The organism is Variovorax ginsengisoli (assembly GCF_030486595.1).
In the GTDB taxonomy this organism is placed as follows: Bacteria; Pseudomonadota; Gammaproteobacteria; order Burkholderiales; family Burkholderiaceae_C; genus Variovorax; species Variovorax ginsengisoli_B.
In genome coordinates, this window is record NZ_JAUJZH010000016.1 from 64,861 (window position 1) to 88,907 (window position 24,047).

21 protein-coding genes and 1 pseudogene are annotated in these 24,047 nt (G+C 59.8%); 12 read left to right on the top strand and 10 right to left on the bottom strand.

Annotated elements, in window-relative coordinates; translation table 11 throughout:
- Positions 1–312 precede the first annotated feature (312 nt).
- Positions 313–1,296, bottom strand: a complete 984-nt coding sequence (locus tag QZH52_RS21345) for a LysR family transcriptional regulator (protein WP_301812604.1) — start codon at positions 1,294–1,296, stop codon at positions 313–315.
- Positions 1,297–1,471: 175 nt separating this feature from the next.
- Here QZH52_RS21345 and QZH52_RS21350 point away from each other — a divergent pair, with 175 nt between their 5' ends.
- The 5 genes and pseudogenes from QZH52_RS21350 to QZH52_RS21365 all read left to right on the top strand — a co-directional run bounded on the left by QZH52_RS21350 (position 1,472) and on the right by QZH52_RS21365 (position 7,693).
- The gene (locus tag QZH52_RS21350) at positions 1,472–3,451 is read left to right on the top strand and encodes a Vgb family protein (protein ID WP_301812605.1); all 1,980 of its coding nucleotides are present in this window, start codon (positions 1,472–1,474) and stop codon (positions 3,449–3,451) included.
- Between the two features lie 114 nt (positions 3,452–3,565).
- Positions 3,566–3,729: pseudogene (locus QZH52_RS38875) on the top strand (IS5/IS1182 family transposase); the annotation flags it as partial.
- A gap of 216 nt (positions 3,730–3,945) precedes the next feature.
- A complete protein-coding gene (locus QZH52_RS21355) occupies positions 3,946–4,512 on the top strand; it encodes a response regulator transcription factor (RefSeq protein ID WP_301812606.1) in 567 nt (188 codons plus the stop codon).
- Positions 4,513–5,436: 924 nt separating this feature from the next.
- Positions 5,437–5,712, top strand: coding sequence for a hypothetical protein (locus QZH52_RS21360; RefSeq protein WP_301812607.1), 276 nt, complete (start codon positions 5,437–5,439; stop codon positions 5,710–5,712).
- An 838-nt stretch (positions 5,713–6,550) separates the two neighbouring features.
- A complete protein-coding gene (locus tag QZH52_RS21365; protein ID WP_301812608.1) occupies positions 6,551–7,693 on the top strand; it encodes a sensor histidine kinase in 1,143 nt (380 codons plus the stop codon).
- Between the two features lie 207 nt (positions 7,694–7,900).
- Here the strand turns inward: QZH52_RS21365 and QZH52_RS21370 are convergent, their stop codons facing one another.
- The 3 genes from QZH52_RS21370 to QZH52_RS21380 are packed head-to-tail and all read right to left on the bottom strand — an operon-like array spanning position 7,901 to position 9,501.
- On the bottom strand, positions 7,901–8,239 hold the full coding sequence (locus tag QZH52_RS21370; RefSeq protein WP_301812609.1) for an aminoglycoside phosphotransferase/kinase family protein: 339 nt from the start codon (positions 8,237–8,239) through the stop codon (positions 7,901–7,903).
- Positions 8,188–8,925, bottom strand: coding sequence for a phosphotransferase enzyme family protein (locus tag QZH52_RS21375; protein ID WP_301812610.1), 738 nt, complete (start codon positions 8,923–8,925; stop codon positions 8,188–8,190). Before QZH52_RS21375 ends, QZH52_RS21370 begins: the two co-directional genes overlap by 52 nt.
- Before the next feature lie 54 nt (positions 8,926–8,979).
- Entirely contained in the window at positions 8,980–9,501 is a 522-nt protein-coding gene (locus QZH52_RS21380) for a P-loop nucleotide/nucleoside kinase family protein (RefSeq protein ID WP_301812611.1), read from the bottom strand.
- 136 nt (positions 9,502–9,637) lie between these two features.
- Here QZH52_RS21380 and QZH52_RS21385 point away from each other — a divergent pair, with 136 nt between their 5' ends.
- The 5 genes from QZH52_RS21385 (at position 9,638) to QZH52_RS21405 (ending at position 13,360) form a co-directional block, all read left to right on the top strand.
- On the top strand, positions 9,638–9,967 hold the full coding sequence (locus QZH52_RS21385; protein ID WP_301812612.1) for a hypothetical protein: 330 nt from the start codon (positions 9,638–9,640) through the stop codon (positions 9,965–9,967).
- A gap of 34 nt (positions 9,968–10,001) precedes the next feature.
- Positions 10,002–10,496: a hypothetical protein gene (locus QZH52_RS21390; protein WP_301812613.1), complete on the top strand. Its 495-nt coding sequence runs from the start codon at positions 10,002–10,004 to the stop codon at positions 10,494–10,496.
- Between the two features lie 76 nt (positions 10,497–10,572).
- Positions 10,573–11,088: a hypothetical protein gene (locus tag QZH52_RS21395; protein WP_301812614.1), complete on the top strand. Its 516-nt coding sequence runs from the start codon at positions 10,573–10,575 to the stop codon at positions 11,086–11,088.
- A gap of 1,347 nt (positions 11,089–12,435) precedes the next feature.
- Positions 12,436–12,756: a hypothetical protein gene (locus QZH52_RS21400; RefSeq protein ID WP_301812615.1), complete on the top strand. Its 321-nt coding sequence runs from the start codon at positions 12,436–12,438 to the stop codon at positions 12,754–12,756.
- Positions 12,757–13,120: 364 nt separating this feature from the next.
- Positions 13,121–13,360 carry a hypothetical protein gene (locus tag QZH52_RS21405; RefSeq protein ID WP_301812616.1) on the top strand — a complete coding sequence of 80 codons (240 nt, stop codon included), beginning with the start codon at positions 13,121–13,123 and terminating at the stop codon, positions 13,358–13,360.
- A 767-nt stretch (positions 13,361–14,127) separates the two neighbouring features.
- Here the strand turns inward: QZH52_RS21405 and QZH52_RS21410 are convergent.
- From QZH52_RS21410 to QZH52_RS21420, 3 genes are all read right to left on the bottom strand, one after another.
- Positions 14,128–15,507 carry a TniQ family protein gene (locus tag QZH52_RS21410; RefSeq protein ID WP_301812617.1) on the bottom strand — a complete coding sequence of 460 codons (1,380 nt, stop codon included), beginning with the start codon at positions 15,505–15,507 and terminating at the stop codon, positions 14,128–14,130.
- 89 nt (positions 15,508–15,596) lie between these two features.
- Positions 15,597–16,649 (bottom strand): AAA family ATPase, encoded by a 1,053-nt coding sequence (locus tag QZH52_RS21415; RefSeq protein ID WP_301812618.1) that lies wholly within the window; start codon positions 16,647–16,649, stop codon positions 15,597–15,599.
- Positions 16,650–16,651: 2 nt separating this feature from the next.
- Positions 16,652–19,333 (bottom strand): integrase catalytic domain-containing protein, encoded by a 2,682-nt coding sequence (locus QZH52_RS21420; protein WP_301812619.1) that lies wholly within the window; start codon positions 19,331–19,333, stop codon positions 16,652–16,654.
- 1,242 nt (positions 19,334–20,575) lie between these two features.
- Here QZH52_RS21420 and QZH52_RS21425 point away from each other — a divergent pair.
- Positions 20,576–21,217, top strand: coding sequence for a glutathione S-transferase family protein (locus QZH52_RS21425; RefSeq protein WP_301812620.1), 642 nt, complete (start codon positions 20,576–20,578; stop codon positions 21,215–21,217).
- Positions 21,218–21,244: 27 nt separating this feature from the next.
- On the opposite strand, the gene QZH52_RS21430 is transcribed toward QZH52_RS21425, so the two are convergent.
- A complete protein-coding gene (locus QZH52_RS21430; RefSeq protein ID WP_301812621.1) occupies positions 21,245–22,192 on the bottom strand; it encodes a hypothetical protein in 948 nt (315 codons plus the stop codon).
- A 255-nt stretch (positions 22,193–22,447) separates the two neighbouring features.
- Between QZH52_RS21430 and QZH52_RS21435 the strand changes: the two genes are divergently transcribed.
- Complete coding sequence (locus QZH52_RS21435; RefSeq protein WP_301812622.1) at positions 22,448–22,795, top strand: hypothetical protein; 348 nt, start codon at positions 22,448–22,450, stop codon at positions 22,793–22,795.
- Between the two features lie 5 nt (positions 22,796–22,800).
- On the opposite strand, the gene QZH52_RS21440 is transcribed toward QZH52_RS21435, so the two are convergent.
- Both QZH52_RS21440 and QZH52_RS21445 read right to left on the bottom strand, forming a co-directional pair.
- A complete protein-coding gene (locus tag QZH52_RS21440) occupies positions 22,801–23,646 on the bottom strand; it encodes a PA4780 family RIO1-like protein kinase (protein ID WP_301812623.1) in 846 nt (281 codons plus the stop codon).
- A complete protein-coding gene (locus tag QZH52_RS21445; protein WP_301812624.1) occupies positions 23,643–23,987 on the bottom strand; it encodes a hypothetical protein in 345 nt (114 codons plus the stop codon). The genes QZH52_RS21440 and QZH52_RS21445 overlap by 4 nt, the downstream gene beginning before the upstream one ends.
- Between the last annotated feature and the right edge of the window lie 60 nt (positions 23,988–24,047).

The following is a 24,047-nucleotide window of genomic DNA, read 5'->3' on the forward strand; positions in this document are numbered from 1 at the left end:
CGTCGAGCCCACCCCGTAGCTCGGGCCCAGCGCAGGGTAAGCTGCCGCGTCGCTGAGCGACTGGGCACGGCCGCTCTACGTTGGAACATGACTGTCACCGACGCCGCCGGTGTCCGAGCGCGGGCGACAACGGGCGATCAGGACGAAGTCGCGCCTGGAGGGCTGCTTCCGAATTTCGCGAACTGGCGTTCCGGGCCCAAAGCGGGTATACATCACGCTCCGAAGCGGTCGTTGCTACTGACGTCGCAGGCTGCTTCCCATTTTGGAAATGGAATGCCCCATGATCGCTTTCACGTCTTGCGCAGCGGCACGTTAGTACGCGCGCGGTGAGCCAGCACTGGGCCGCGCGCGTCGCATGACCGGCGAGTCAGCTCCTGTTCGCCGATTCGCAATCGTCTGCGCCAGGCTCACGGCGCGTAGTGCAGCCGGCGACATAGTTCGGCCCTTCAGCCAGATGGCATGCAGGTTTACGACCACCGGCTTCTTCAACTTGACTTCGAGCTGCCGTAAATCCAGCCTGCTTGCAGCCTCTAGGTCATCGGGCAACAAGCCGATCACATCGGAATCGGCAACCAGACGACTGAGGAGATTCAGATCGTCGCATTCCACGGTCAACGGAAATTCTTGCGCCGAGGCGAAGCCGTAGCTGGCCGCGATCTGTTCCATCATCGAGTGCGTTGCAGATATGCCGGCGATGCCGTACCGGCGCAGCGCGTCGACGCCGATCTTATTGTTGCCCTCGATCGGATGTCCGGCGCGGCAGAACAGGGCACCGGCTTGCACGCCCACCAGCACGCTGACATAGCGGTCGCTGCGAGCGAGCAGCTTGGGCTCACCGAGGCAGAAATCGAGCTCTTGCGCTTCGAGTTTCTCGATCAACCCGATGAGGTTGCCAAGGCGTACGCGCGTGACGAGCTGGGGACTGCTGCGGCCAAGTTCCGATAGCAGGCGAGGCATGATGGTGGCCGCCGGAATGGGCGCGGCGCCGATCGCGATTTCACCCGCGTCCCCTTGCCGCATCAGCTCGATGTCGCGCTGAAGGCAGCTGCTGTCGAAAACCAGGGCGCGTGCGCGTTCCAGCACCATCTCGCCCGCGCGGGTCAGCGAGACCCGTTGAGCATTACGGTCGAACAAGTGCATACCCACCTGGTCTTCAAGGCTCTTGATGCTGCGACCGAAGGCTGCTTCGCTCAAGTGAACCCGCACGGCCGCGCGCGAGAAGCGCCCCTCTTCCGCCAGGGCGATCAGGTGAGTCAAGCGCCGCAGGTCTGTGGCGAGCTTGGGATCGGATTGCATGAAGCGCAATGTACTCGGGCTGTTTTTGCGTTGGACTATTTTTTACCACGCTCGAATAATCCGGCTTCGCGCGCTTTTCCTCCCTGCGCGGGGCCGTGCTTCAAAAGATCATCGGATGCGATACGGCTGACGGAATCCTCGTCGTGGAGGCGAACGATGTCATTGGAGATTGACCATGTTCTCGGTTACCAGGCCGCTTAAACACATCGCTTCCGCTGCACTGGCGGCTCTATGCGTCTTCACGTTGCCGGCGATGGCATCCGAGGTCACGGGAACTGTGCTCGGCGTGGACCTGCCCGTAGTCGGAGCCAGGGTCAGCCTGTGGCGCAGTGCGGCGGGCCAGAGTCCAGCAAAGCTCAGGGAAGTGGTAAGCGCCGCCGACGGTCGATTCACGCTCCGCGTCGACCCATCGAATGCCGCGGCCGTTCACTATGTGGTCACCGAAGGCGGACGAGTGAATGGCCAGGAAGCTCCGGCATTGAAACTGATGGCCGTCTTACCGGCCGTGCCGCCCGCCAGGATCACGATCAACGAACTCACGACGGTCGGCTCGGTCTGGCCCAACGCGCAACTGCTGGACGGCGACAAGCTGCGGGGCACTCCTGTCGGGTTGAAGATCGGCCGCGCCCAGGTCCCGAACCTGGTGGATGTCGGTTCCGGCGGCTTCGGCCGTACGGTGCTCGATGGTTCGAACCTGGCCCAGTCCGAAACTGTCGGGCGCATGAACACGCTGGTCGCACTCGTCGCCTTGTGCGGCCGCCACCACCAGGAAGCAGGTTGCAAAGAGTTCCTGCGACTCACGAACTCGTCGGACACGCTCGATGCGCTGCAGACGCTCGCGCGCCAGCCGTGGGTCAATGCGCCCGCGTTGTTCGAGCTGTTCTCGAGCAGTTATCCCTTCCCCGAGAGAGCTGGGCGTCGCAAGGACGCGCCGGTGCCCTACCTGCAGTACCCGCCTGAGGACTTCGCGCTCATCGTGCGCTTCATGGGCGGCGGCATCTACTCGCCGGGCAAGCTCGCGTTCGACCAAGAAGGCAACCTGTGGAGCGGCCTCAACTGGATGGCCGGCGCGCAGAACAGCCTCTATCAGTCCATCGGCGGTGGCGTGGTGAAGCTGTCGCCCTCGGGCGACACCTTGTCGCCGAGCATTACGGGATTCACGATACCCGGCCTGGACGGCATCGGATGGGGCACCGGGATCTCGTCCGACAAGGTTTGGGCCAGCAGTTTCGCGCGCACGATCGCGGTCTTCGATCTGAAGGGCAAGCCGCTCACGGGTCCGGCGGGGATCAACTTCGACGGCAAGCTCGGGATGATGCATGGCGTCGGCTATGCGCCGAACGGCGATGTGTGGATCGTCGATTCGACCGGCGACAAGCTGGTTCATTTCCCAGGCGGCGATCCGCAGAAGGGCCGGCTGGTCGAGGTGGCCGGGCTTGCAGCGCCGTTCGCGATCACGATCGATCGGAACAACGTGGTGTGGGTCTCCAACAGCGGCGGAGCGACTGTCGTGCGCTTTCCGGGGGATGCGCCCGAAAAGGCGCAAAGCCTCCGGGCCGGCATCAGCGTGCGCGGGATCGCGCTGGACTCGAAGGGCAATCTCTGGGCCGGCAGCAACTTCACGCCGGGGGATCCGCTGCCCGAGTATCCCAAGGGGGTCGGCATTCTCCAGCAGTTCCTCATCGGCGCCAAGTTCGTCGAGGACAAGTACAGCGTCGAACATCCGACGGGTGTTATCACCGTGTTCGACAAGGACGGCAAGACGCTCCTGGAAAACGTCGGCAACCGCGGCATCTTCGCTCCCTGGGGCGTCAGCATCGACGGTCAGGACAATGCCTGGGTGGCGGGAATCTATGGGATGAGCCTGAACCTCTATTGCGGGATGGCGAGCCAATGCCCCGCAGGAACGAAGCCGGGTGACCTGATTCACAAGTACCGCTCGGGCGTGCTGCAAATGCCGACCGACGCGGTCATTGATTCCGCCGGCAATGTGTGGGTCGCCAACAACTGGAACGATCCCAAGGCACTGACCGAGAAGAATCCGGATCGATACATCTCTACCAAAGGAGGCGGCACCGGCATCCTGATCGTCTACGGGGTCGCGAAGCCCGTGATCAACCCGTTGCAGGGAGAAGTGCGTGCGGCGCTGCCTTAGTTACAGGTCGCTCTGATTGCCAATTTCGGCTCCTGGCCGAGGTCGTGTGAAAACGCTTCGTCGATCGTCTCACTCAAAATAAAATTCGCCATCCCGCTTGGAGCGAGGTGGCCCATGAAGCGATTCATCGAAGGCGAAGAGCGACGGCAGGTGATGCTGCTGCCCGAATGCCTTGATGACTATATCGGTGAGGACAACCCGGTGCGAGTTATCTGCAGACACTGGGATTCGACGGCGTCGAGCCAGCGGCGACGGGGCCGCATCCTGCCACATCACTGCCGCGACCGCCTGGGTCTGACTGGGCCACGCATGGTTGCGGACGAAACCTCATCAAAACTGTGGAGGGTCGCCTCTAGCTCGTGTTTGATGCACCAAAGGGCAATATCCCCGCATTCCCGTTTGGGCTAGCGTGGCAACATTTCAAACTACAAGAATGCGCTGGGGCTGAGAGACCGGGTTGGCCGGCTGCAAGCACAGCCGTTGAGGTGGAAGAGGTGAGCCAAGCCACTGTATTCGTCGTCGACGACGACGCTGCTTGTCGCGACTCCGTTCGCGAACTCGTCAGCGCAGCCGGACTTTCGGTGGCGGTCTTCAGTTCTGCGGTCGAATTCCTGACGGCTTTCGACGCCACTTGGCAGGGGTGCCTTATCCTCGACTTGCACATGCCCCGTATGAATGGCCGCGTGCTGCAGCAACGCCTGCACGAGCTAGGCATCCATATGCCGATTGTGTTCATCAGCGGTAGCGTCGACATACCGACAGCGTTCCAGGCCATCAGAGATGGCGCCGTAGACTTCTTGCAGAAGCCGTATCCCGAGAACAAGTTGCTGGACGCCATTGACAAGGCACTACGTCGGGACCCTCCTGAAGCGTGTCGTCGACTGAAGCTAGCAGTCGGACCCGACAAACCGGTCGGAGGAGTCGAACGTCCGTTGTTGGCCGTCGGAGGCGGTTCACTCTGTGACGCACGCTCGCAGCCAGGTGAAGGCAGGATGTTCGCCTGGCAGAGTAGCTTCTGCCGCCGCATCCATCAAGCGAAGGCCGCGATTGCTATTGGTTAGCAGGACGACGGCTGACTGCGTTTTTGGATTGCCCATTGCGAAGGCCCTGATGCCATCCATCTTTCCCCATTGGAAGAATGTGCCGTCAGTTGCTTCAACTCCCCATCCGAGGCCCCAACCAATGTCTCGCTCGGTCACGGGGGGACTGTCCATTAGCAGGCTGCTGAAATACCTCACCGGATGGTCCCCCGAAATTGGGCCTGAGGACGGCGCAGTGGACTTCCTGCAAAAGCCGAACCCACAACAGCAGTTGATGGACGCCATTCACAAGGCCCTCCAGCTGGTTCCCACCTGACGGCGGGACCGCGTCAAGCACCAGATTCGGGCGAGTTAGACCTCGCAGGCGAACGCGACCGCTTTTGGCCCGCATGAAGGCGGTTGGTTCGTCCGGGTTCGGATCGCAAGCGAGGGCTCCGCAGCCTCAAAGGCCCATTGCCAACTTCAGGGTCCACGCCAGGGCAACGACCAAGCCCACGAGCAACGCCCAGCCGCGCCACCCCCGCAGGCCAGCCGCGGGCTGTTTTGACGCCTACAAATCCGTCGTGGCGAAGATTCTCCGTGCTCGGCTTTCTGGCTCAGCCACTCGGCGTCGCACCGTGAATCGTTCATGTAACCGAGTGTAGCCAAAAGTACTACTTGAATTCGGTCATTGTTCACGAATCCTGCCGGGGTGCTGGGATGCGGATTCAGGTTTCGTTTAGGCGCGCAAGACCCAGCCGGAGACGATCGGTCTGGTCCTACAAGGACAACCCCTCGTGCCTCAGCGGATGTCTGGTAGTAATATGAGAAATCATCGGAGGCCAAATCTCGTGCTCTTGGCCTGGTTCTGACGCCGTTCCGTCTTGTCATCGCACCCTTGCATTTGGTGCGATGAATCTCCACCCTTCCCCCACTACCTCGCCTCCAGCTCCGCCTGAATGGTCGATGAAGCTCGTCTTCGAGACCGAGGGCGAAATATCCCAATGCATCTGCGTGATCTCGCGCAATGCGATAGAGATGTGCCGACTTTCCACCGCCAGTCCGGACTCCGAACGAGGACGTTCAAAAGTGGCAGAAAAGGCACGGGCGTGGATTGCCGAATTTTTAAGCCGTGAAACCAGCGGCGCGGCTCCGCAATCGCTGGAGTCCGTCGAGGCGAAAGCGTCGCGGCCCGCGCCGATCCAGGCGACCGCGGTGCGCCGGCCCTTCAGAGGGTTGTAGCCCGCCGCCTCGCGCTGACGGACCCTCCGGTCGGCTCGACCGCTCGAAGGACGCGGAAAGTGAATTTTGGGGCCGGAGTGTGGCGACTTGAGGCGAGCAAATGGGTGACATAAGTCCGTCCGAACGTGTCGATCCGATCGCCGGGTGATTGCGGAGTCGAGGAGCCACGCAACAATGCGTGATGGACCCATCAGGCCTCTCCGACGACGAGCTTTTCCGAAACTGCCAAGTGCTTCGCGTGCAAGCGACGGCAGGTGACCAGAACGCTCTGCACCAAGCCCGTGTCTTGGAAGCGGAAGCCAGACGCCGATTTAAAGCAGCCACCACCATGGCCGCGCCACTGGCGGCCTTGCCCATAAGCCGGCGACCATGGTGGCGTTTTTGGTAGCCCCTGCACTTGCCCGGTTGCGCCGCACTCACAGGGCCGCACAATCATGCCTTTTTGTTTCAGGGACATTCAGGCCCGGTTCAGGGCCGGGTTTCCGATGAATGCTTCCTCCTCCGACCATCTAAGGTCTTGCCCGCTTCGGCGGCTTTTTCATGGGCGCTTCGCCCGGCGCCGGAACTGCTACTGTTTCGAGCCGTGGCCGTCAGCGCCGCCCACTCCAAAGTCGCCCTTCGCTTGTGCTTGGCAGAGAAGACGGAACTTCGTTTCGCTCTCCGGGGTCTTACGTGTACTTCGTTGAGAGACAGCAGTCGCCTGCCCCAGCGCGCCCTCTCCGCGAGGTGTGTTCGATCGCGCTCACGTAGGGCGCAGAATGTGAAGATTGTCAGGAATTCGTGAACATGCACGGGACACCGGCATTTCCCACTGCTTCGACTTTGTCGAACCGGGGCCATGACGGAGGACCAGATGCATCGATTTCTATCAAACAATCGCGACGAGCTGATTTCACGTTGCAAAGCCAAGGTCGCTCAGCGGCCCAAGAGGGCCGCGACCGCGGCGCAACTCGCCAACGGCATTCCAATGTTCCTGGCCCAGTTGATTCAAACGCTGGAAGCACAGGACAACGGTGAGGTTGACGAGAGCTTCCGGATTTCCGGTGCCGCGGGCGGGGACGCCGCCGCTTTGTCAGAAATGGGGCTAAGCGCGGCTGCGCATGGGAAGGAGCTCCTGGGGCTTGGCTATTCGGTGGACCAGGTCGTGCACGACTACGGCGACCTTTGCCAAGCCATCACGGACCTCGCCGTCGAGCGCGATGCGCCGTTCTCGGTGGATGAGTTCCGAACGCTGAACCGCTGCCTGGACAACGCCATCGCTGATGCCGTCACCGAGTTCGGCTTCTGGCGTGACGCCAGCGTCGCTCTCCAACAGTCTGCCGAGGAGAATGAGCGGCTCGGCATGCTTGTGCATGAACTGCGAAATCACCTGCACACCGCATCGCTGGCGTTTGCAGCGCTAGAGTCGGGACGCCTGCCCATTGGAGGTTCGACCGGGGCGGTGTTGAAAAGGAGCCTGACATCGTTAGCGGCCCTGCTCAACCTGTCGCTGTCTCAGGTCAGGGGCACGGCCGAAGCCCCACAGGCGACGGCCTTCTCGGTCGCATCGTTGGTCGCGGAGGCCAGGAACGTCGCCTTGCTCGACGCGAGCGCCAGGGGTTGCACGCTCTCGGTCCACGATGTCGATGCGGCGCTGGGCATTTCCGGCAATCGGGACCGCCTCCTGGCGGCATTGGTCAACTTGCTGCAGAACGCCCTGAAGTTCACCCACGCTAACTCAGAGGTCACATTGAGCGCCCATGCCGAGGGCGACTATGTCCTGGTCAACGTCGAGGACCAGTGCGGAGGACTCCCGCCAGGCAGTGCCTCGCGCATCTTCCAGCCCTTTGTTCAAGTCGGCGAGAACAAGAGCGGGTTGGGACTCGGCCTTTCCATCGCCCGCCGAAGCGCGGAGGCCGATGGAGGCGTCTTGACGGTTCGGGACCTGCCTGGGCAAGGGTGCGTTTTCACCATCAAGCTTCCGCGCAGGGTGCTTCACTAGCGAGTAGCACCTGGTCTTTAGGCCAACCATCCCAGCACCCCCGCGGCAAGGACGGCTCACGCGCCGCCGGACCAAGAAGTTACCGGCAGCCGTTCGATTGGAAGCGGTACTCGAAGGTCCGGTAGTGGGCCGCATCCTGCCACACGCGGCACAGCGGCACTCGACCTTGAGCGGTTAGTGAACCACCCCAAAACAGTCACTTGGTCATCAGGCGCGCAGGTCCAGCCCTTTCCATGCCACAAACACCTGCACCTGCTTCTGCAGCCAATCCACAGGAACCGAATTCGTGCCCCAATGGTGAAGCCGCCCGGCTGCTTCACCAAGGTTCCATAGGTGCCGAAGCTGCAGGAACAGCGGCAACGCCGCCAAGTCACTCTCGCTCACCTCGCCACCGCCCACACGGTACCCGTGCAGGTAGTGCATCCAACGCTCGCGCAGCACATCGTCGGGTTCCTTAAGGCTTTTGCGAAACAGGTACGACCAGGGAAGCACGCTCAGGTCGTAGGCCAAGAAGCCCGGGCCGGCATCGTCGAAGTCGAAGAACACGGTCTTCCTGGTACCGCGGCGTCTGTGTACACATGGTTGTTGAAGCCGTGCGTGTCGCCGTGGCAGACCACGCGCGTCAGCCCACCCTCGGCCGCGGCCAGCTCTTCAAACAGACGGTGCACCAAGAGGCGATACGTTTCCAGCAACTCCGCGCCTATCTCCGGGTACGCCGCTAGGTAGCCCAAGGTCCGGCCGGCCAAGTGGTGGCCGTCCAGCGTGTAGCGGCTTGGTGGGCCTGCGTAGTCGCGTGCCGACTCGTGGATGTGGGCCAGCGTACGGCCAGTTAGTTCGAGTTCCTCCAACGTATCCGGAACCACGCCTTCGGCGTGCCGGAACAGCACCAGGGCACGCGGCCCTTCGGGAAACTGCAGTTGGATGTGCGCGCGCCCGTTCGCCGTCGGTACCGGCGCGGCCACGCCAACACCTTTGGCTTCCAGGTGCGCCAGCAGCGAGATTTCAAATTGGACGTTGAAGCCGCCCCGCGGCCGGATGGAGTACAGGCGCGCCACGTAGCGAATTCCGTCGGCCGAACGGAGTGCGTAGTTGTCGTTCAGGCCGCGGCGAATGAGGTGGCACTGTTGTACTGGAATGCCATGGTGCCGCGTGACCCAGTGTGCGATGGAGGAAGTTGCCGCAGTGGTATGAGTGGGTACGAGAGCAGGGTCGTGTGGGCGGGAATCGGGCATCGCTCATTCTCCATTCCGCGCCGTGCCTCCGAAGGTCGGCGATGTGTATTTCGTTCAGCCATAGCGGACGACGTTGTAGCCTTCCTCCACCGTCGGCGCGACGAAACGACTCGTGATTTGGTCGAACTCCTCATCCGTCGTCTCAAAGGGGTGTTCTCCCGAGAGGTTGCGAGCACGCAGGCGCGCTTTGCAGACTTCGTCGGGAATGTCCAAGTAGTGCAGGCAATGGGCTGCCCCAGCTCTCTCGAAAACGCCGCGGGCCCAAGCTCGCGTGGTGATGGTGTTCGAGGGGAAATCGAGCACTACCGACGTGCCGGCTGCGAGCAACGTCTCGATGTGGGCTGCCATTGCCTCGCGCAACCTACCGGCACAGCGGGCGTAGTCCGCGATGGTTTGAATCTCGTTCGGATAAAGACGTGCGAGCCAAGCGTCTTCGCTGATGAGAACCGTCTTCGGGTCCGTCGCGAGGCGCTTGGTGAGCGTTGACTTCCCGGCCCCGATTTTTCCGCAGACCATGTGAAGCACCGCCGGCGCGGAAAGACCTGCGGTGGTCTCAATTGTCCGGAGTGTTTTCATTCCAATCTCCTGTGACGCTGAATGCCTCGGGAGACAGAAAAAACCCGCCTCACGGGGCGGGTTGCATATGGCTGTTCTGGCCGCGCGCTAACCCGGATTCGTATTAACTTGAGCGCACGTCGTGAGGGAATGCGGCATGACACCCGTCGAGAATCAGTTTCTTATCGAGAAGGACGCGTTGCTAGGTGCGTGTGAGCGCGTTGCGACGGCGTTGGGCGATGGGGGGCCATCAAGGCATCTCTGGAATGTCGTATCGACATTGCGCCAGGCGACTGATTGGGAAGCACAGGCACAGGCCGCTTCTAGCATCCGAACCCTCTTTCACCGCGATGGAATCAACGACCGACCGCCACCTGCCGGCGCAGCGACCTGGGACAGGGACATCGCACTGCTCTGGGACCTCTCGACTATCTACGTCGAAAGCAAGTACCGCGACGTTTCGAACGCTCGTACTGAGAGCCACTGACCGCCGCAGTCGCTGACAAGAGACGTACACGCATATGGGCAACCGCATCGGCGACAACCTGGTCCACTTCGGCGGCAACGAGCAGCTGATTCGTGCCCTGGACGCCGCTGGCGCGAGGTTCATGGTCGTCGGTGGCCTTGCCATGGCCTGGCACTGCCCCGAGCGGGAAGCGGACGACGCGGACCTATTGCTCGACCCCACGCCTGAGAACTCGGAGAGAGTTGCCAACGCCCTCAGCGGCCTCGGGCTGACAGACGTCCCGAAGACCGCCTTCGCTCGACTTGGGCTCCAGGTCCCGCTGAAGAACGCCAGCTTCTACGCCGAGTTGCTGACCCCCAAGGATGGCGGCATGACCTACGCCGAGGCCGAGGGGGATGCGGCCCATGCCCGGCTTTTCCAGATTCCGGTACGCCTTGCCTCCGTAGTGGCCCTCAGGCGCATGAAGTCGCACGCAGCCGAGTCCGCAGTCGGCGCAGAGCGTCAGAAGCACCTCGATGACTTGAAGCTGCTTGAGGGCGCGCCATCGTAGTGGGAATCCTCGGTACCGGCCGGAGGCCGATGAGCTACGGCAGAATGCGGCTACAACCAGACCTTCATTGCGCGCCATGAATCCACCTTGGGTTGAGTTTCCCGACATTCCGATGGGGAGCGCCGGCTGGCGCATGGGCCACGGTGAGCCGTATATGCAACGCTGGACCGCCTGGTATCAAGCACGTTCAGCGGACGAACGCCGCGTCTATCAGACTTCATGGCGCGAGCCGCGAGATTGGGCAGGGTTCTTTGCCTATGTCGATGATGGAACCCTCCCGCCGTCTGTTGCAGAGCGTCGCGCTCGGCTAGAGGAGCCGCAGCGACCGCCGTCGCCTGACGAGCGAAGCATCCTCGATTACTACCGAGCGCAGTGGCTGATTCGTCGTTACATGCGACAGATTGACCAATTTCAGGTTTCCGCCCGCCATCCCTCGCCTTACCTCGGTGAGCGAGACGGTGAGCACCTGATGGGCTACTACGAGGAACCTGACGGTTCTTGGTGGCGCGTGAGCAACCCGAATCGGGGTGGCTTGGAGATGCTTCGCATCGACGCGGAGCTTCTGAGCGATTGGAAAGAACGACTGCTTTAGAGAAATCCAGAGTTCGGCTTAGGGCCCGAACTCCCATTTCGATGGCGGACAGAGCAGACGTTCAACTTTTCAAGGGCAAGGTCGCTAGAGGGCGAGCAGGGGGCTATGACTGCAATGCCCCTTGGGACCGGCCGTCGACACCGAGGGATCCCCGGCACTTGGATGACCCGAATCGGGCTGACAACGTCGGGTCGACGAGTGACCCGGGAAGGGCGGCAAGCGCTGCTGCCAGGCCGTCGTCCAGCAATTGAGCGCGGGATCGGTCCGGGGCTCAGACCAACCTCGAGCTCGCATGCCGATGGGATCGACGCTCGCCGCGTGTCGCTGGAGCCTAGAGTGAGGCTGCTGGCACAGGGCCGCGATTTCGCGTCGCCATGGGAGGGCGACTGGGGCTCGATGCGCCGAGTGGGCGATAAGGCGCGCTTATCGATCCCAACCCCGATTACTTTAGTCAGAGAAAGGGGATGTGCTCGAAGCCGGTTCGAACCCTCGGCGGGTTGTGCTCATAAATGCCAGCAGGCCGCACCCGCTTGCCGGCGTTGCCGCCCAGCCTTGCCAGGCCTTTGAAGGTGTGCCTACCATGCGCGAATGGCGAATTCGAAGGGTCCTAGGTATTCGCGCCGGGATCCTTGCCGCCAAATGCCGAGGATGCGATGAAGTCGATGGTGATTGGCGTCATGCCGCAAGACAAGATTCGGGCCAGGGCGATGGCCATCGCCAAGGGTGAGTACAAGCCCAAGCGTGGCGAGCCTAAGATCTGGTTCAGATGCGCTCGATGGCCAAAGTACTGAGCGACTCGAACCGAACCTTGCTACAGGTGTCCAGGACACGACGCCTCGCTCCATATCGGAACTGGCAACTTCATCGTGCCTTCATTCAGACCATACTTCGGGGGCGTTGAAGGCGATGGCTCGCTGCGGCTTGGTGGAACTGCACAAAGAGAAGCGCCAAGTGCAGCCCGTTCCAGGGCCGTCGATTTTGTGATCCTGGTCAGCGGCTGAAGTGGTGGCAGCAACGCACCTCGACCACGACGCTTTCGAAACGCGGAAATCGGTGGGGCCTTCGCTCTGTTTGGTGGGTAGGCGATGCAGCCTGATTCTCAAGCCGATCGCGGGAGGCGTGTCGTCGGCGCACCCAAGTTGAGCCCGGCGCGACCCGAAAAGTTGTGGCGCTGTCGCGTCATTGCGTCGCATTTGAGTTTATGTTTTTCGACAGAAATTCGAAGTCCGGTATGGTTCTGCATGAGCGCCGTATCTCTTCGAGGCTGACGATGTCGGTGGCGCCCGTACTTGCCCGATACGGGAGGCTCGACCTGCCGTCGGGCGTTGGAACTGAGAGGCGCACGAAATGGACAGCATCCCTGAAGATTTTCCGTTGCCAGTGATCGGTGCAGTGCCTGGAGTGCAGCCAAAGATCTTGGTGCGTCTCATCGATGGCCGATACATCAACGATGCCGTCACCGACGAGGCGCAGGAACGCTACCAGCTATGCGCCGATCTGGTCGTGCAACTGGCCTCCTACGCGCAGAGGAAGCGTGCCGAACATCCGGATTGGTCCCGCGCCGAGCTCCAGGCAAAGCTTGCCAGTGGCCTCCAGCGGAAGAACTGGGGACTGTCGAATGCGGAGATTCAGTGGATTTCAGGACGCGCGTGCGCGTTACCCGAATGAAACAGGGTCGAGGCGAGCCTTTGATGAGCTCCATAGCTTTCGAGAGGCGAGAAGTAGGGCCTTCACGATCGGTCTCAGGACATGGCCTCTGCCCAAGCATTGCCTCGACGGCGAAGGTTTGAGCGCTCCGCTGCCTGGTGTCGCGTATCCGGCGAGGGCGAGGCAACATGTCCGGCATGATGACCGATCCGGATGCGGTCCCGCCCACGTCCGTGCACATGAAACGGGCTCGCCTGAAGACCCAGGCCCTGCGCGCAATCCGCCATGGCACGGACTGGCTGACGGCTGCCGAAATCGCCAATCTCGCTAGCCTGGGGCCGGTGAACCCGACCGGGACCGTCAGCCGCTGGAAGCAGCAAGGGCAATGCTCGCCAAAAACTACTACCCGAAGTACGCCCTGGGCGCGGAACTTCGTCCTCTTCCTGTGATCAAGGAGATCTTGGCGGTGCTGGCCGGCCATCACCCCGCATTGCTCGCAGGATGGTTTGATAGCACCTCGCGCTTTCTTGGAGGAATGCGTCCGCGCGAACTGGTCGCCACTGACCCGCTCCGGGTCGTCGCCGCTGCACGCAACATGGTCGACGTGCAGGAGCATCACGGGTGACTCGAGTTCGTCGGCGACTTGGCCGACGGGCGGTCTGGAATTGGTGAAGATCAGCACGCTGGACTTGGCTTCCTGGTAGAGCGTCGTTATCGGTTTCCATCAACCAGCCAGCAGGATGCTTCCAGCCGTGCGACGCAACGCGGCCACGCGTACTGTTGAACGGCTTTGGTTGATCGTGACCGAATTCGCGCGAGCCCGTCCCGCGAGCGTTTCTCCTTCTGAGGACTGGCCTGACTACAGTTCGGCCGACTTCGTCTCTGTGACCCATTCAGTGCGCTTCCTCGCCACCCGCCGCAAGGCGGTCTTCACGCCTGCTGGCAAGTAATCCGCCTGATGCAATCGAATCGCAGCGAGGCCAGCGGAGGTCGCAGAGTCGTGAGTCGGCATCGGGCCGCGGGCATAGTCGACCACACGCGTCCGCCAGACAACGGTTTAGTAAAAGTGCCCGGGTATGGACTCCTCGACTATCAGCGCATAGTCCATTGTTTTCGTCACTGTCGCTTCCATGAAGTAGGAACCGCTCCATTGGGCATGGGGGTCCACTCGATGCGACGGGCGGATTTCACGGCCGCCCGCAAATCTTCGGGCCCAGGCATTCAATGATTGGTGCGACAGTCTTTTGCGCGCGGTCTCGGTGCAACCAAGGCGACATCGACGAACGCCTCCCCGAGCAACGCCGAGGCGCACCGGATCGCGATGGATGTCGCACAAGTCTTCGACCTGTCCGCGACAGTTCGGCACGGAGACCAGCATAAGATGAGCGCAACTCAGACCTGTTCAGGCCGCTGCTTCAGGATTTGGGCGATACATTCTTGGATTCTTCTATAGGCGATCGGATATTCCTGGTACGACAAGCGGAGACCCTCACCACGTAATTTGTCCGCAGCAGAGCGCCGTGTATAGGACTCTCGTTCTTTGACAAACTGGTGCGCAATAAGCAATATCTTTTCATTCAACTTGGTGTCGTGGGCATCCCGCTTAGTTTTGTTCAGTGCGGCAAGTCTGTCATCGAGAACCTCCATGAATGCCGGATCGTGCTTTGAAATAAACTTTGACAGGACAGACCGATCAACTTTGAGATAATTCGAAAGTGCGGCGAGCGAAATAATGTGCGGATGCCCGCCCGCTCTCAGTTCGCTGAACGCAGCGATTGCCCCTGAAGCGTCCAAGCGCCTTGGAGCGAATGGTTTTCGGATAGTCGACAGAGTGGCCACTCTTGCCTGTATTGCGGTGCGCATCAACTGCACACTCAGCGGTGGAAGGGAGTGAACGCGACCGCATAGCAGATCGAGAAGGGAGATATGCAATGCATAAGCAATCTCGCACAAATGATTCCATTGAGGCATAGCAAGCCCGTGGATCCAATAATGTGTCGCCGATTTGTTCTTTCCAAGATCGCTAGCAAATTTGGAAAAATTGCCGTCGTAAAATACATTGCGAGCCTCGTTTAGCACGCGGCGAATGCTCTCGCTAGCATCGAGATTGTGTGTGTCGGGATGATTCAAGACTTGGCTGAACGATTCGGCGACCCAAACATGAAAATCCTTGGGAACCTCTGCGTTCTCGTGGCTCTCGGCCCCCAGCCATTTGCGACATTTCGGACAAAATCCTGAAATCTCTAGCACAGTCAAGGCCGGAATCTTTGAGTACCCGCAAGATGGGCACGTCGAAGTCAGGTTGAAGCGGTGTTTTGGACACACTACAACATCGTTGATGCTCCAAAGCAATCTTTCAAACGGGCCTGCTTCTGTGTGCCGATCCTCGTTGAAACAGATGCCACACCATTTGCGGTATCTTGACGCCACAATGGGCGCCACGCCGTTAATCGCCAGTAGCGACTGTAATGTGAAATCTTCGAGCCCAGCGAGCAGGGTGACGCGCTCTAATTTCTCAATAATTCCGCGGGATAAAGAGGCTCCGCGATCGATGAGATGCGTAGCGCCACCCTCGAAGGCGAGCGCGAACCCAGTCCCTGGAATCGGAAGAACATAATACTTCAATACGTCCGCCAAGGCCAAGTGATTGAATTCGGCCAAACGGCGGATCCACGAGCGCAGCGATTCCTGCTCGCCGCGCGATGACTCTGCTGCGGGTGGAGACCGAAACACCGCGCATGGGTTTGTCGCCTTGTCTGAGGTAGATTTCATTCGTTAGCATTCACGACAGCGTTGCCAGAAATGTTTCGGATTAAAAACGCCATATGCGCCAGTTGCATTTGAATGGCGGTGCGCACTATTTAAATGGTCTTGGTAGACAAGACAGCTAGTTCCCCAGCCTCCAAATGGGCTTTCACGCGTTGCACACCTTCTTGCTGCTCCTCTTGCATTACCATCAGCTGAGATTTTGGATAGTATGCTGGACGCAGATGGGCGATGCTTAACGGCTTGGCGTCCCTCAATGCTGCTGAAATCCCATAGTTCATAAAGCCTGCAGCAATTCCAACGCAACCGAGCGAGTTAAGAAAGACTTCGATCGCGTTGTCTAAAAGATCATCATTGACTTCGATGGGACAGTTTTCGATGAGTCCACAAAAGGCAAGAGTGAATTCGTGTATTCCTTTCTGGTCTGCGTGGTATGGCTCATAGAGGATGACTAGGGAGCGGCGTGCAAGTTGGGCAGAGACAAGTGTCATGTCAAAGAAATCAAAAGCCCCTCCCAAGATAAAGGCGGAAGGCCATTTGTTCGACATCGTGCGGAGTTTTGCTGCCTGTGCCTTCAGTCGTAGAGTCTTGTCCGCTTGCGTCTTTGCACGCCCAATGTCGAAACAATGAACTGCTTCGTCGATGCAAATTACGTCCGTCTTTCTTTCAATGGTCTCTCTATGCCAACGCCTCACCAATGCATCGTCACCGGGTTTTCTTGCGAAGCCCTCGATGGCAAGAGTGGAAAGAGATTCACCACCGGCGTCCCTTGAAACAAACGGAAGCGTGCGTTCTGCCAAAGGTACATTCATTTGCTGAAGTGCTTCCAACGCCATCGGTCCGAAATTGAATTGACCTCTGATGGGCTCCTCGGCTTCTAGGAAGATTCCGCGGTGACGAAAGGGGGCGGTATCGGCCGCGCAACGCTTTTTTGCGAGGTTGCGCATGGCAACAGATTTGCCCACGCCGGTCGGTCCCACCAGGCAAATCAGTTTCCGGTGAAATTGCGGATTGGCAGCGTTTTCTAGCTTTTCTTGAACGCGGCGACTTTCTGCGTGATCGACCACCACCGTTGTCTGGAAGTGCTCCACAATTTCATCGTGGCTAAAATTTCGAAGCTGGGGAATTCTAATGATGTTTTGCGTCATGATCAATTCATCAATTTTCCGAGAGTGGGTGATTTTTTGGCGGCTTCAATAGCGTTTTTCATCATTTGATTGAGATTGGCGAGAGTATTGCGTGCGTCATCAGGGAGAATTTCAGGCGACGGTAGGGGTGCAGTACCCATGATATTGATAGCGTTTCGATCACGCCAATATTCGATGTTTTTCTTCGCCTTCTCGGTCATTTCTTCCAGCAATTTGCGGAGCTTGCGATGTGCATCCTTTCCCGCCGTTTCCACAAGACGTTGTTCTACGAGCCATTCTTCATATATCGCACGACGAACCAAGGGATGGACGCGAGAGATTTCGCTGTGGTTCTGTGCCTTGCATTCGATCCAATTGCGGTCAAGATGTGCGATCACAATGGATGGGTCAAATGCATGAGGTTTGACAGCCACCCTCTTTCCTTTCAAATGTTGCGGCGTCAGGTGAGCGTGGCCATACTGTCTGTAATTGACTGTGAGGCCGCGTGTGGGGTCGATTGATCGAGGTCGGCCAGGCGCCGTGGGCAGAAGAATTGGCAATACGTCCTCCACGCCGCGTGTGCGATGCAGTCGGAACCCGTGCATCTGTAGCGATTGGTCATATGCCGCGGTCGGTTTCATCAGGGTTGTCGAATGCTTGCGGTTGTTGAAGATTTCGAAAAATCCCCTCAGTCCCACGTAAAGATCAAGCAGCGTATGCGCGCTATGTGAGGAGGGATCGGTCTGTTTTGTGGATGTTCGGACTTTTTTTAAGCTCTGAGTGCTTCCCGCAATGCCGTTTAATAGCATCGTTGTCGTTGTACCGAACATGCGCTCAATGATGGCGCCGAAGCGCGGACTGCTCTTGGGGCGCGTATGACGTATTATTTCTAAGTCGTTCAGCGCCTGTGCAAACTCTTTCTTCTTGAATTCGCTACCGTGATCATGAATGATCGCGTCCGGCAAACGATTGCATTGCTCTACAATATCCAAGAGCACAAGCATCGAACTGATATAGGATGGCGGCCTGAACGAGAGGTGCATCCCGACAACCTTTCGCGTGTGGGCGCAAACGGCCAAAGTGAGCCAAGGGCGACCCAAGATTTCACCGGTCAGTGAACTCTTGAGCAGAACGTCGAGGAGGGTACTATCAATATGAACCAATTCCAACGCGCGTTCCATGTGAATCGGCGTGTCGCCGTCCAACATCCAATGGACTGGTTCACTATGTTTTCCGAGCTTGTGGCCTTCCGCGCTAGTGGTTGTGGCCGGAGTGCGCCGTTTTGCAACCCGCTCGTAAAAAGATGACTTGGCGATCATCTTGTATCCGAGCGCTTGAATTGCTTCTTCTACTGCGAAGTAGATTTCAAGAGTATTCTTCTTGGGACGTGCCTCGATTCCTTCATCAATCAGCTCGGTAAGCTTTTTGTCGAGGGTCGCGTCGACGTGGGGTCCACTATAGCCCTTATCGTCGCCAGCGTCGATTAGCGACTCCAGCGCGCTGAGGCCTCTGGTTTTTCCATCTTCGACTTGATTGCGCCAGCGCCGGATGGTGGAGTCCGAGTACTTTTCATCAGCGTTGAGTTTTAGGTCTTGATCGATCTTTTCGAGGATTTCACGACGTCGACGGGCGCGGATTAGGGACTCGGCAGAGGTGTTCCAAAAGATGCTGCGCGGGTGGGTCGTTAGACTTTCCGGCAAGACCAAGCGGCCAGGTGCTGCGGCTAGTAGAGAGTGCAGCAATTCAACAGGCTGATCCGCTGAATCACGAGCATAGATCGCGGTCTGGCCCGAAAATTCGACTGTAAGCCGAACCCCGTCGAAGAGGAAAACATCCCCCTTTGCCAGCTTGCGCTCGGCCCCAGGGGCGATGGGTCGCGGTCTCGTGCCGTCGGGGCGAAGTGCCTGGATCCAGGCCTTCGCCGTTTCCGCATGGGCAAAGACCGGCAAATCCTCCGGGTCGTCAGAAAGTCTTGCGCCGTCAAGGTCGGTAAATATATAGCCCTGAGCCAGAGCCCAATTCAACGTGTCGCGCTCGATCCCATCGCTCAATAAATCGGCTAAAGCAGTTCCTCCCGGCCGGGAGACCCTATCTAGAAGCTCGGGGAGGCGGGATCGATAGACCTCACTGGCTGCGCGTGCTAAGTAGCTAAAAAGGTAGCGCCGATTCAGCGTTGCGGTCTGAGGGATTTCATCGGAAAAGTGTAGGCTATAGCCGATCCCCATCGGCCGCAATGCTTCATTGATCGGATGCGAGGAATAGGCGCCATCTGCCAAGAGATCGTAGCGCCCTGGCACCCGTTCTAAGAGGCGTCCCCGGAAGTCTGCTGGCCTCCATTCTTCGACGACCACGCCGCGATGCTCATGAAATACCAAAAAGTCAGGGCGAAATGTGGTTCGTACTTTGTGGCCGTTTTTCCCGTCGTAGATGATTTCGATAGGCTCTGCTTGATTGACGTAGCCGACCACCTCCTCGTCGAAGATACGTTGCAGCGTCGCAGGGTGCTCGCGACTCCATGTGGCCGATGCGGATGTCCATCCCATTTTGGGGCACGGGATTGTGCTCGGCGTGTTGTGAGTGGTGCCGACTGATTTCTGGGACCATCCATTCCCAAGCGTTTTTTCGACGTACTCTCTTCCGGCGTCGGAGATTGGATATTTTCGCAGAAGCTTGTCTAAGCGCTCCCTTGAGAACTCCTTAAACATGCGACCTCGCGCATTGGAGTTTTACGGGAAACGCTGCTCGATCTGTGCGAACGGATGTTCGTGCAGTGGCGTGGACGTGTTCTGGCGTGCAAGACAGCAGGCTGAATCCCATGAACGACCCTTGGGCACATTTCGCGCGAGAGTCGTTCAAGATGAGATTTGCTGGAGTTGATCGTAAAAGTCGCGCCGTCCTTGCGTCAAAAGCTTGCCATCAATTTCTGAAGGCTTCGTGAGATTCTCTGGGGTCATACGCAAAATCCTAGCGGGCTTAGGCGCGCTGGCTCTTGGTGTAATCTCCAATTGACAGTTTCACTAAAAAATGCCTGAAACAGATGCGAATGTTTTCCAGCCATCTGCAAATTGGAGTGGTTGGAATTATTGTCATTGCGCCAGTAAATTGCAAGTGGAGTTTTACGCTGATCATGATGACCATTGTTCTTTCCGAATGAAGTCGATAGGTATGAAGCGTTGTTCTGGGCACGTTCCTGGTTGGCTGGCGGTGCAGGCGCACTGGGCCAAAAAAAGGGCTTGCTCATGCCTCGAGGGTGTGCGATAGTTTTCTCTATGAGAGCTTGGCTAAGGTTCTTGTTGATGTTGGTGTGCTTGTGTCCCTGGCCTATCAAGAGGGCAGGGACGCTGAGTCTTGCGCCAACGTTGAAACGGGTCTTCGTGACGCCGTACTTCTATCCCCGGGGCAACTCGATGAGCTCCTCTATGGTGTTTTGTAGTTCGGGCTTGGGGGCTGTGTTGTTGAGTTGGTACCTACCTGAAGCCCGACTTCGCGGTCGGGTCGATTGCAATGTTGTCAGGTCAGCTGTGCTTTGGGTAGGGCGTAGCACTGGTCTTGGCGAGTTCACCTCGCCTCAGGTCCACGAGCGTGTAAACGCTTCGGAAGGGAACTTGACGTACCGCGCTTTCCCTCTGATACCTAGTACCGTTCCCGGCTAATCTCATTGCGCTCTTTCATCGCTCTATTGGGCCGAAGTGGACACATTCGCGCATTTGAAGCATGCGCATGTATTGCCGGAATAATCGAAAGTTGAGCATTAATTGCCGGAAAGGGGGGTGCGCTCCGGTCAATTGGGCGGCTCTTGAGGCCGATTTTCACGCATTAATTGCCGGAATTGGTGATCGAAATATGCCGGCATCCACACAATTCGATAGCGGACTTTTTCCTTTTGGGGACAAAATGGCCCCCAAACGCATCTGCCATGATCGAGGACTCAGTTTCAAGGAAGCACCGTGCTGACTGTCCACCATCTCGGCAAATCGCAATCAGAGCGAATCGTGTGGCTCTGTGAGGAGCTCGGCCTGACGTACGAGCTGAAGCACTATGTGCGGGATCCGGTCACCGCGCTGGCCCCACCAGAACTCGTCGCACTGCACCCGCTCGGCACCGCGCCCGTGATCAGCGACGGAGATCTCCTGCTTGCCGAGTCGGGCGCCATCGTCGAGTACATCATCGCAAACTACGGCCATGGCCGGCTTGCGTTCGGCCCGAACCATCCGGACTACGTCGACTACATCTTCTGGTGGCACTACGCCAACGGGAACTTCCAGCCGAACATGGGGCGCAACATGCTCCTGCGGAGACTGCACCTGCCGCCTGACAATCCTATCGCAGCCCGCCTGAACGGCCGGCTCGCCGGGGCGTTCGCGCTGATAGAGAAGCGCCTCGGCGACGTACCGTTCCTGGCCGGCGAGAACTTCACCGCCGCCGACATCATGACGTTCTTCTCGCTGACGACGATGCGGTACTTCATGCCCTTCGACCTCACGCCTTATCCGAACATCCTGGCCTACCTGCAGCGCATTGCAGGGCGGGACGCCTACCAGCGCGCCATGCGAAAGGGCGACCCGGGCATGCCACTGTTGCTGACCTGAAGGCTCGCCCGGGTCGGGGTGCTTCCATCAACCGAAGAGGCGGGGCGGCTGGTCGCACGCATTCATCGGCCGCGGCATGTCGACCATGGCCACGCGCACCAAGGTGGCTGCAAATTCCCGCGAGGGGTTGTCCGCGATGCGGAACACTGTCAGTGGCGCGGGTGATTCGGCGTGCGCAGAAGCAACTGCGGACAGGCCGCACGACCGATCGACCGGCGCCGGCTTCGTCCCCACGCGGATATGCCGGTCCGCCCTCAGGAGCACGCTGCAGAAACGCTGGACCTGACGCTCGAATGCCTCCGGGAGCAAGCCCAGGCCGCGCAGATCATGATCGCTTCCATCGACCAGCGCTTCCAGCCGGCGCCGTTCGGCGCTGTCCTGTGGTGCGCTGCCGACGACTGTACCCATGCCGATGCCCAGGCGCTTCAGGATCGCCACGCGCTTGCTGAACAGCGCAAGCTCGCATTCGAGCATGTCGCGCCGATCGGCCTTCGTCACGATCATTCCGAGTGCCTCGAGGGCCAGCTGATCGACGAGGCAGTCGACGATCTCCTTTTGCAGCGCCGTTCTGTCGGTCTGGCAGGCGCGCAGATGGGGGGTGCTTTGCGCCATCTCCATTGCCAGCACTGCGTAGGCATGATCCGGAGGACGCGATGCCTGGAAGATCCGGGTCAGCTCGCGGGCGTTCGCCAACGTGGCGGCCACTTGATCGGTTGTGTCGAAGAAGGCGCGCAGACAGGGATCGCTCGCCCAGCTTTGCGCGTTCAGCACGCGCGGCAAGGGAAGCTGCGAAACCACCCTGTTCAGGAAACCTGCAGACGATGCCAGCGCCGCTCGCAGATGCTCCTCGTGGCCGTGCGCCCGCTGCAGGCAAGGATTGATGCGAAGCACGCGGGCAAGCAGTCGATCCAGTTCGTCGTCGCAGCGCCCGTTCCTGGCGTTGCTCTCGGGGAGGACTCGGCTGAGGATCTGCATGTAGGGCTTTCAAACGGAGAAGATCTCTGCACCCTTTGGGCTGAATCGATCATCCGTCCGGCTCCCTGCGGAGAGCTTGATGCACATCAACGAGCGTGCAACATCGATGAGGCTGTCGTTTGAACAACCAAGGGCGCAGGCCTCGCGACGGCGATGTACGAGGCTTGGAATCTTTGATATCCGTCAATCGGGCCCGGCCTGCCGCCCGCCACCATGCATGCTTGCTCGTAGGTCCTATGAGCGAGGAGCGCAAAGATGACGAAACCGCCAGTTGCCGATTCAGTGCCTGCGGCGCCCGAGGTCGCACTGGAGCCGACGAAGCCTCTCACCAGGAGCCAGACAAAAATCGTGAAGGACAGCTTCAAGATGCCGAGGCTCGACTTCGATTTGATTGACGGCCTGAAGGAACGCGCCGCGGGGTTCGGTCGTCCCGCCAAGCAGGGAGAGCTCCTGAGAGCCGGGCTCCATTCGCTTCAGAAGCTCAGCGATGGCGACCTGCGCCGGGCGCTGGATGCTCTGGCGCCATTGAAAGCTCGACGTTCGGACAAGGCCGGAGCGACGCCCCGTCGGGTGGCGAGCCCGGGCGTGCGGACTCCCGCATAGCGTTATCAGCGCGCAGCCATGCGCACGAGCCGGGCCGCTTCTTCGGCGCGCGCGTCGTCGACCTCGCGCAGTACGCCGCCCAGATCCACCGGTCCGCTCGGGCGTACGAAGGTGCCCGTCAGCGCCGAGCCGGTGTGCAGCTCGCCGCGTTCGTAGAGGTTCCATATCTCCTCGCCATAGCGGGAGGAAAGCAACTCGGGCGCCACCTGACCGAAAAAGTCCGCGAGGTTCGCGACGTCGCGCAGCAGCATCCGCCGCGCGTGGTTGTTGCCCGCGGCATCGACCGCCTGCGGCAAGTCGATGATCACAGGGCCGTCGGCGGCCAGCAACACATTGAACTCCGAGAGGTCGCCATGCACCACGCCCGCACACAGCATGCGGACCACTTCGGCGAGCAGCGTCGCATGGTGCAGCCGCGCGTCCTCGGGCGAGAACACCACGTCGTTCAGGCGCGGTGCGGCATCGCCCTGCGCGTCCGCGACCAATTCCATCAGCAGCACGCCGTCGCAGAAGTTGTAGGGTTCCGGAACGCGGACGCCGGCGGCCGCCAGCCTGTAGAGGGCGTCGACCTCGGCGCTTTGCCACGCTGCCTCGGTGGCCTGCCGTCCGAATTTCGTGCCCTTGGCCATCGCGCGCTGCAGGCGCGTGTTCTTGACCTTGCGATTCTCGGTGTAGTCGACGGCCTGGCGAAAGCTGCGCTGGGTCGCTTCCTTGTAGATCTTGGCGCAGCGCGTGTCGTCGCCGCAGCGCACCACGTAGACGGTCGCCTCCTTGCCGCTCATGAGCTGGCGAACCACGCTGTCGATCAGTCCTTCGTCGATGAGCGCCTGTAGTCGAGGGGGTGCTTTCATGGCGCATTCTGCCTGTCCGGCGCTTCGCCTCGCGTCAAGGAGGCCGAGGGCTGTTTCGATGGCAAGGCCGCCGAGGGCTTGTCCAGGTCGAGCCGGGACACCCAGGACGCAACGGCATAGATACGAAGCAGGCAGGCCGAGTACGCCGCCCATGCCGCGCGGTGCCCGTGTTCCAGTGCATCGAGGGCCGCGACCTCCTTCTCGCTCGGGGCCGGGCACCCGGTGCACAGGTGGTCGCCGGCCTGTTCGATCAGGCGCTCTCGCTCGGCGGCTGCGCTTGCCCTGCACTCGAGCCACGCCGCCCAGAGGCGGGCGAGCTCAGCTCGGTCATTCGAGTCCACGGCGCGTCCTTTAGTGACATCGCAAAGTAATACATTCGAATTACTTTGTCTGTAGGCGAG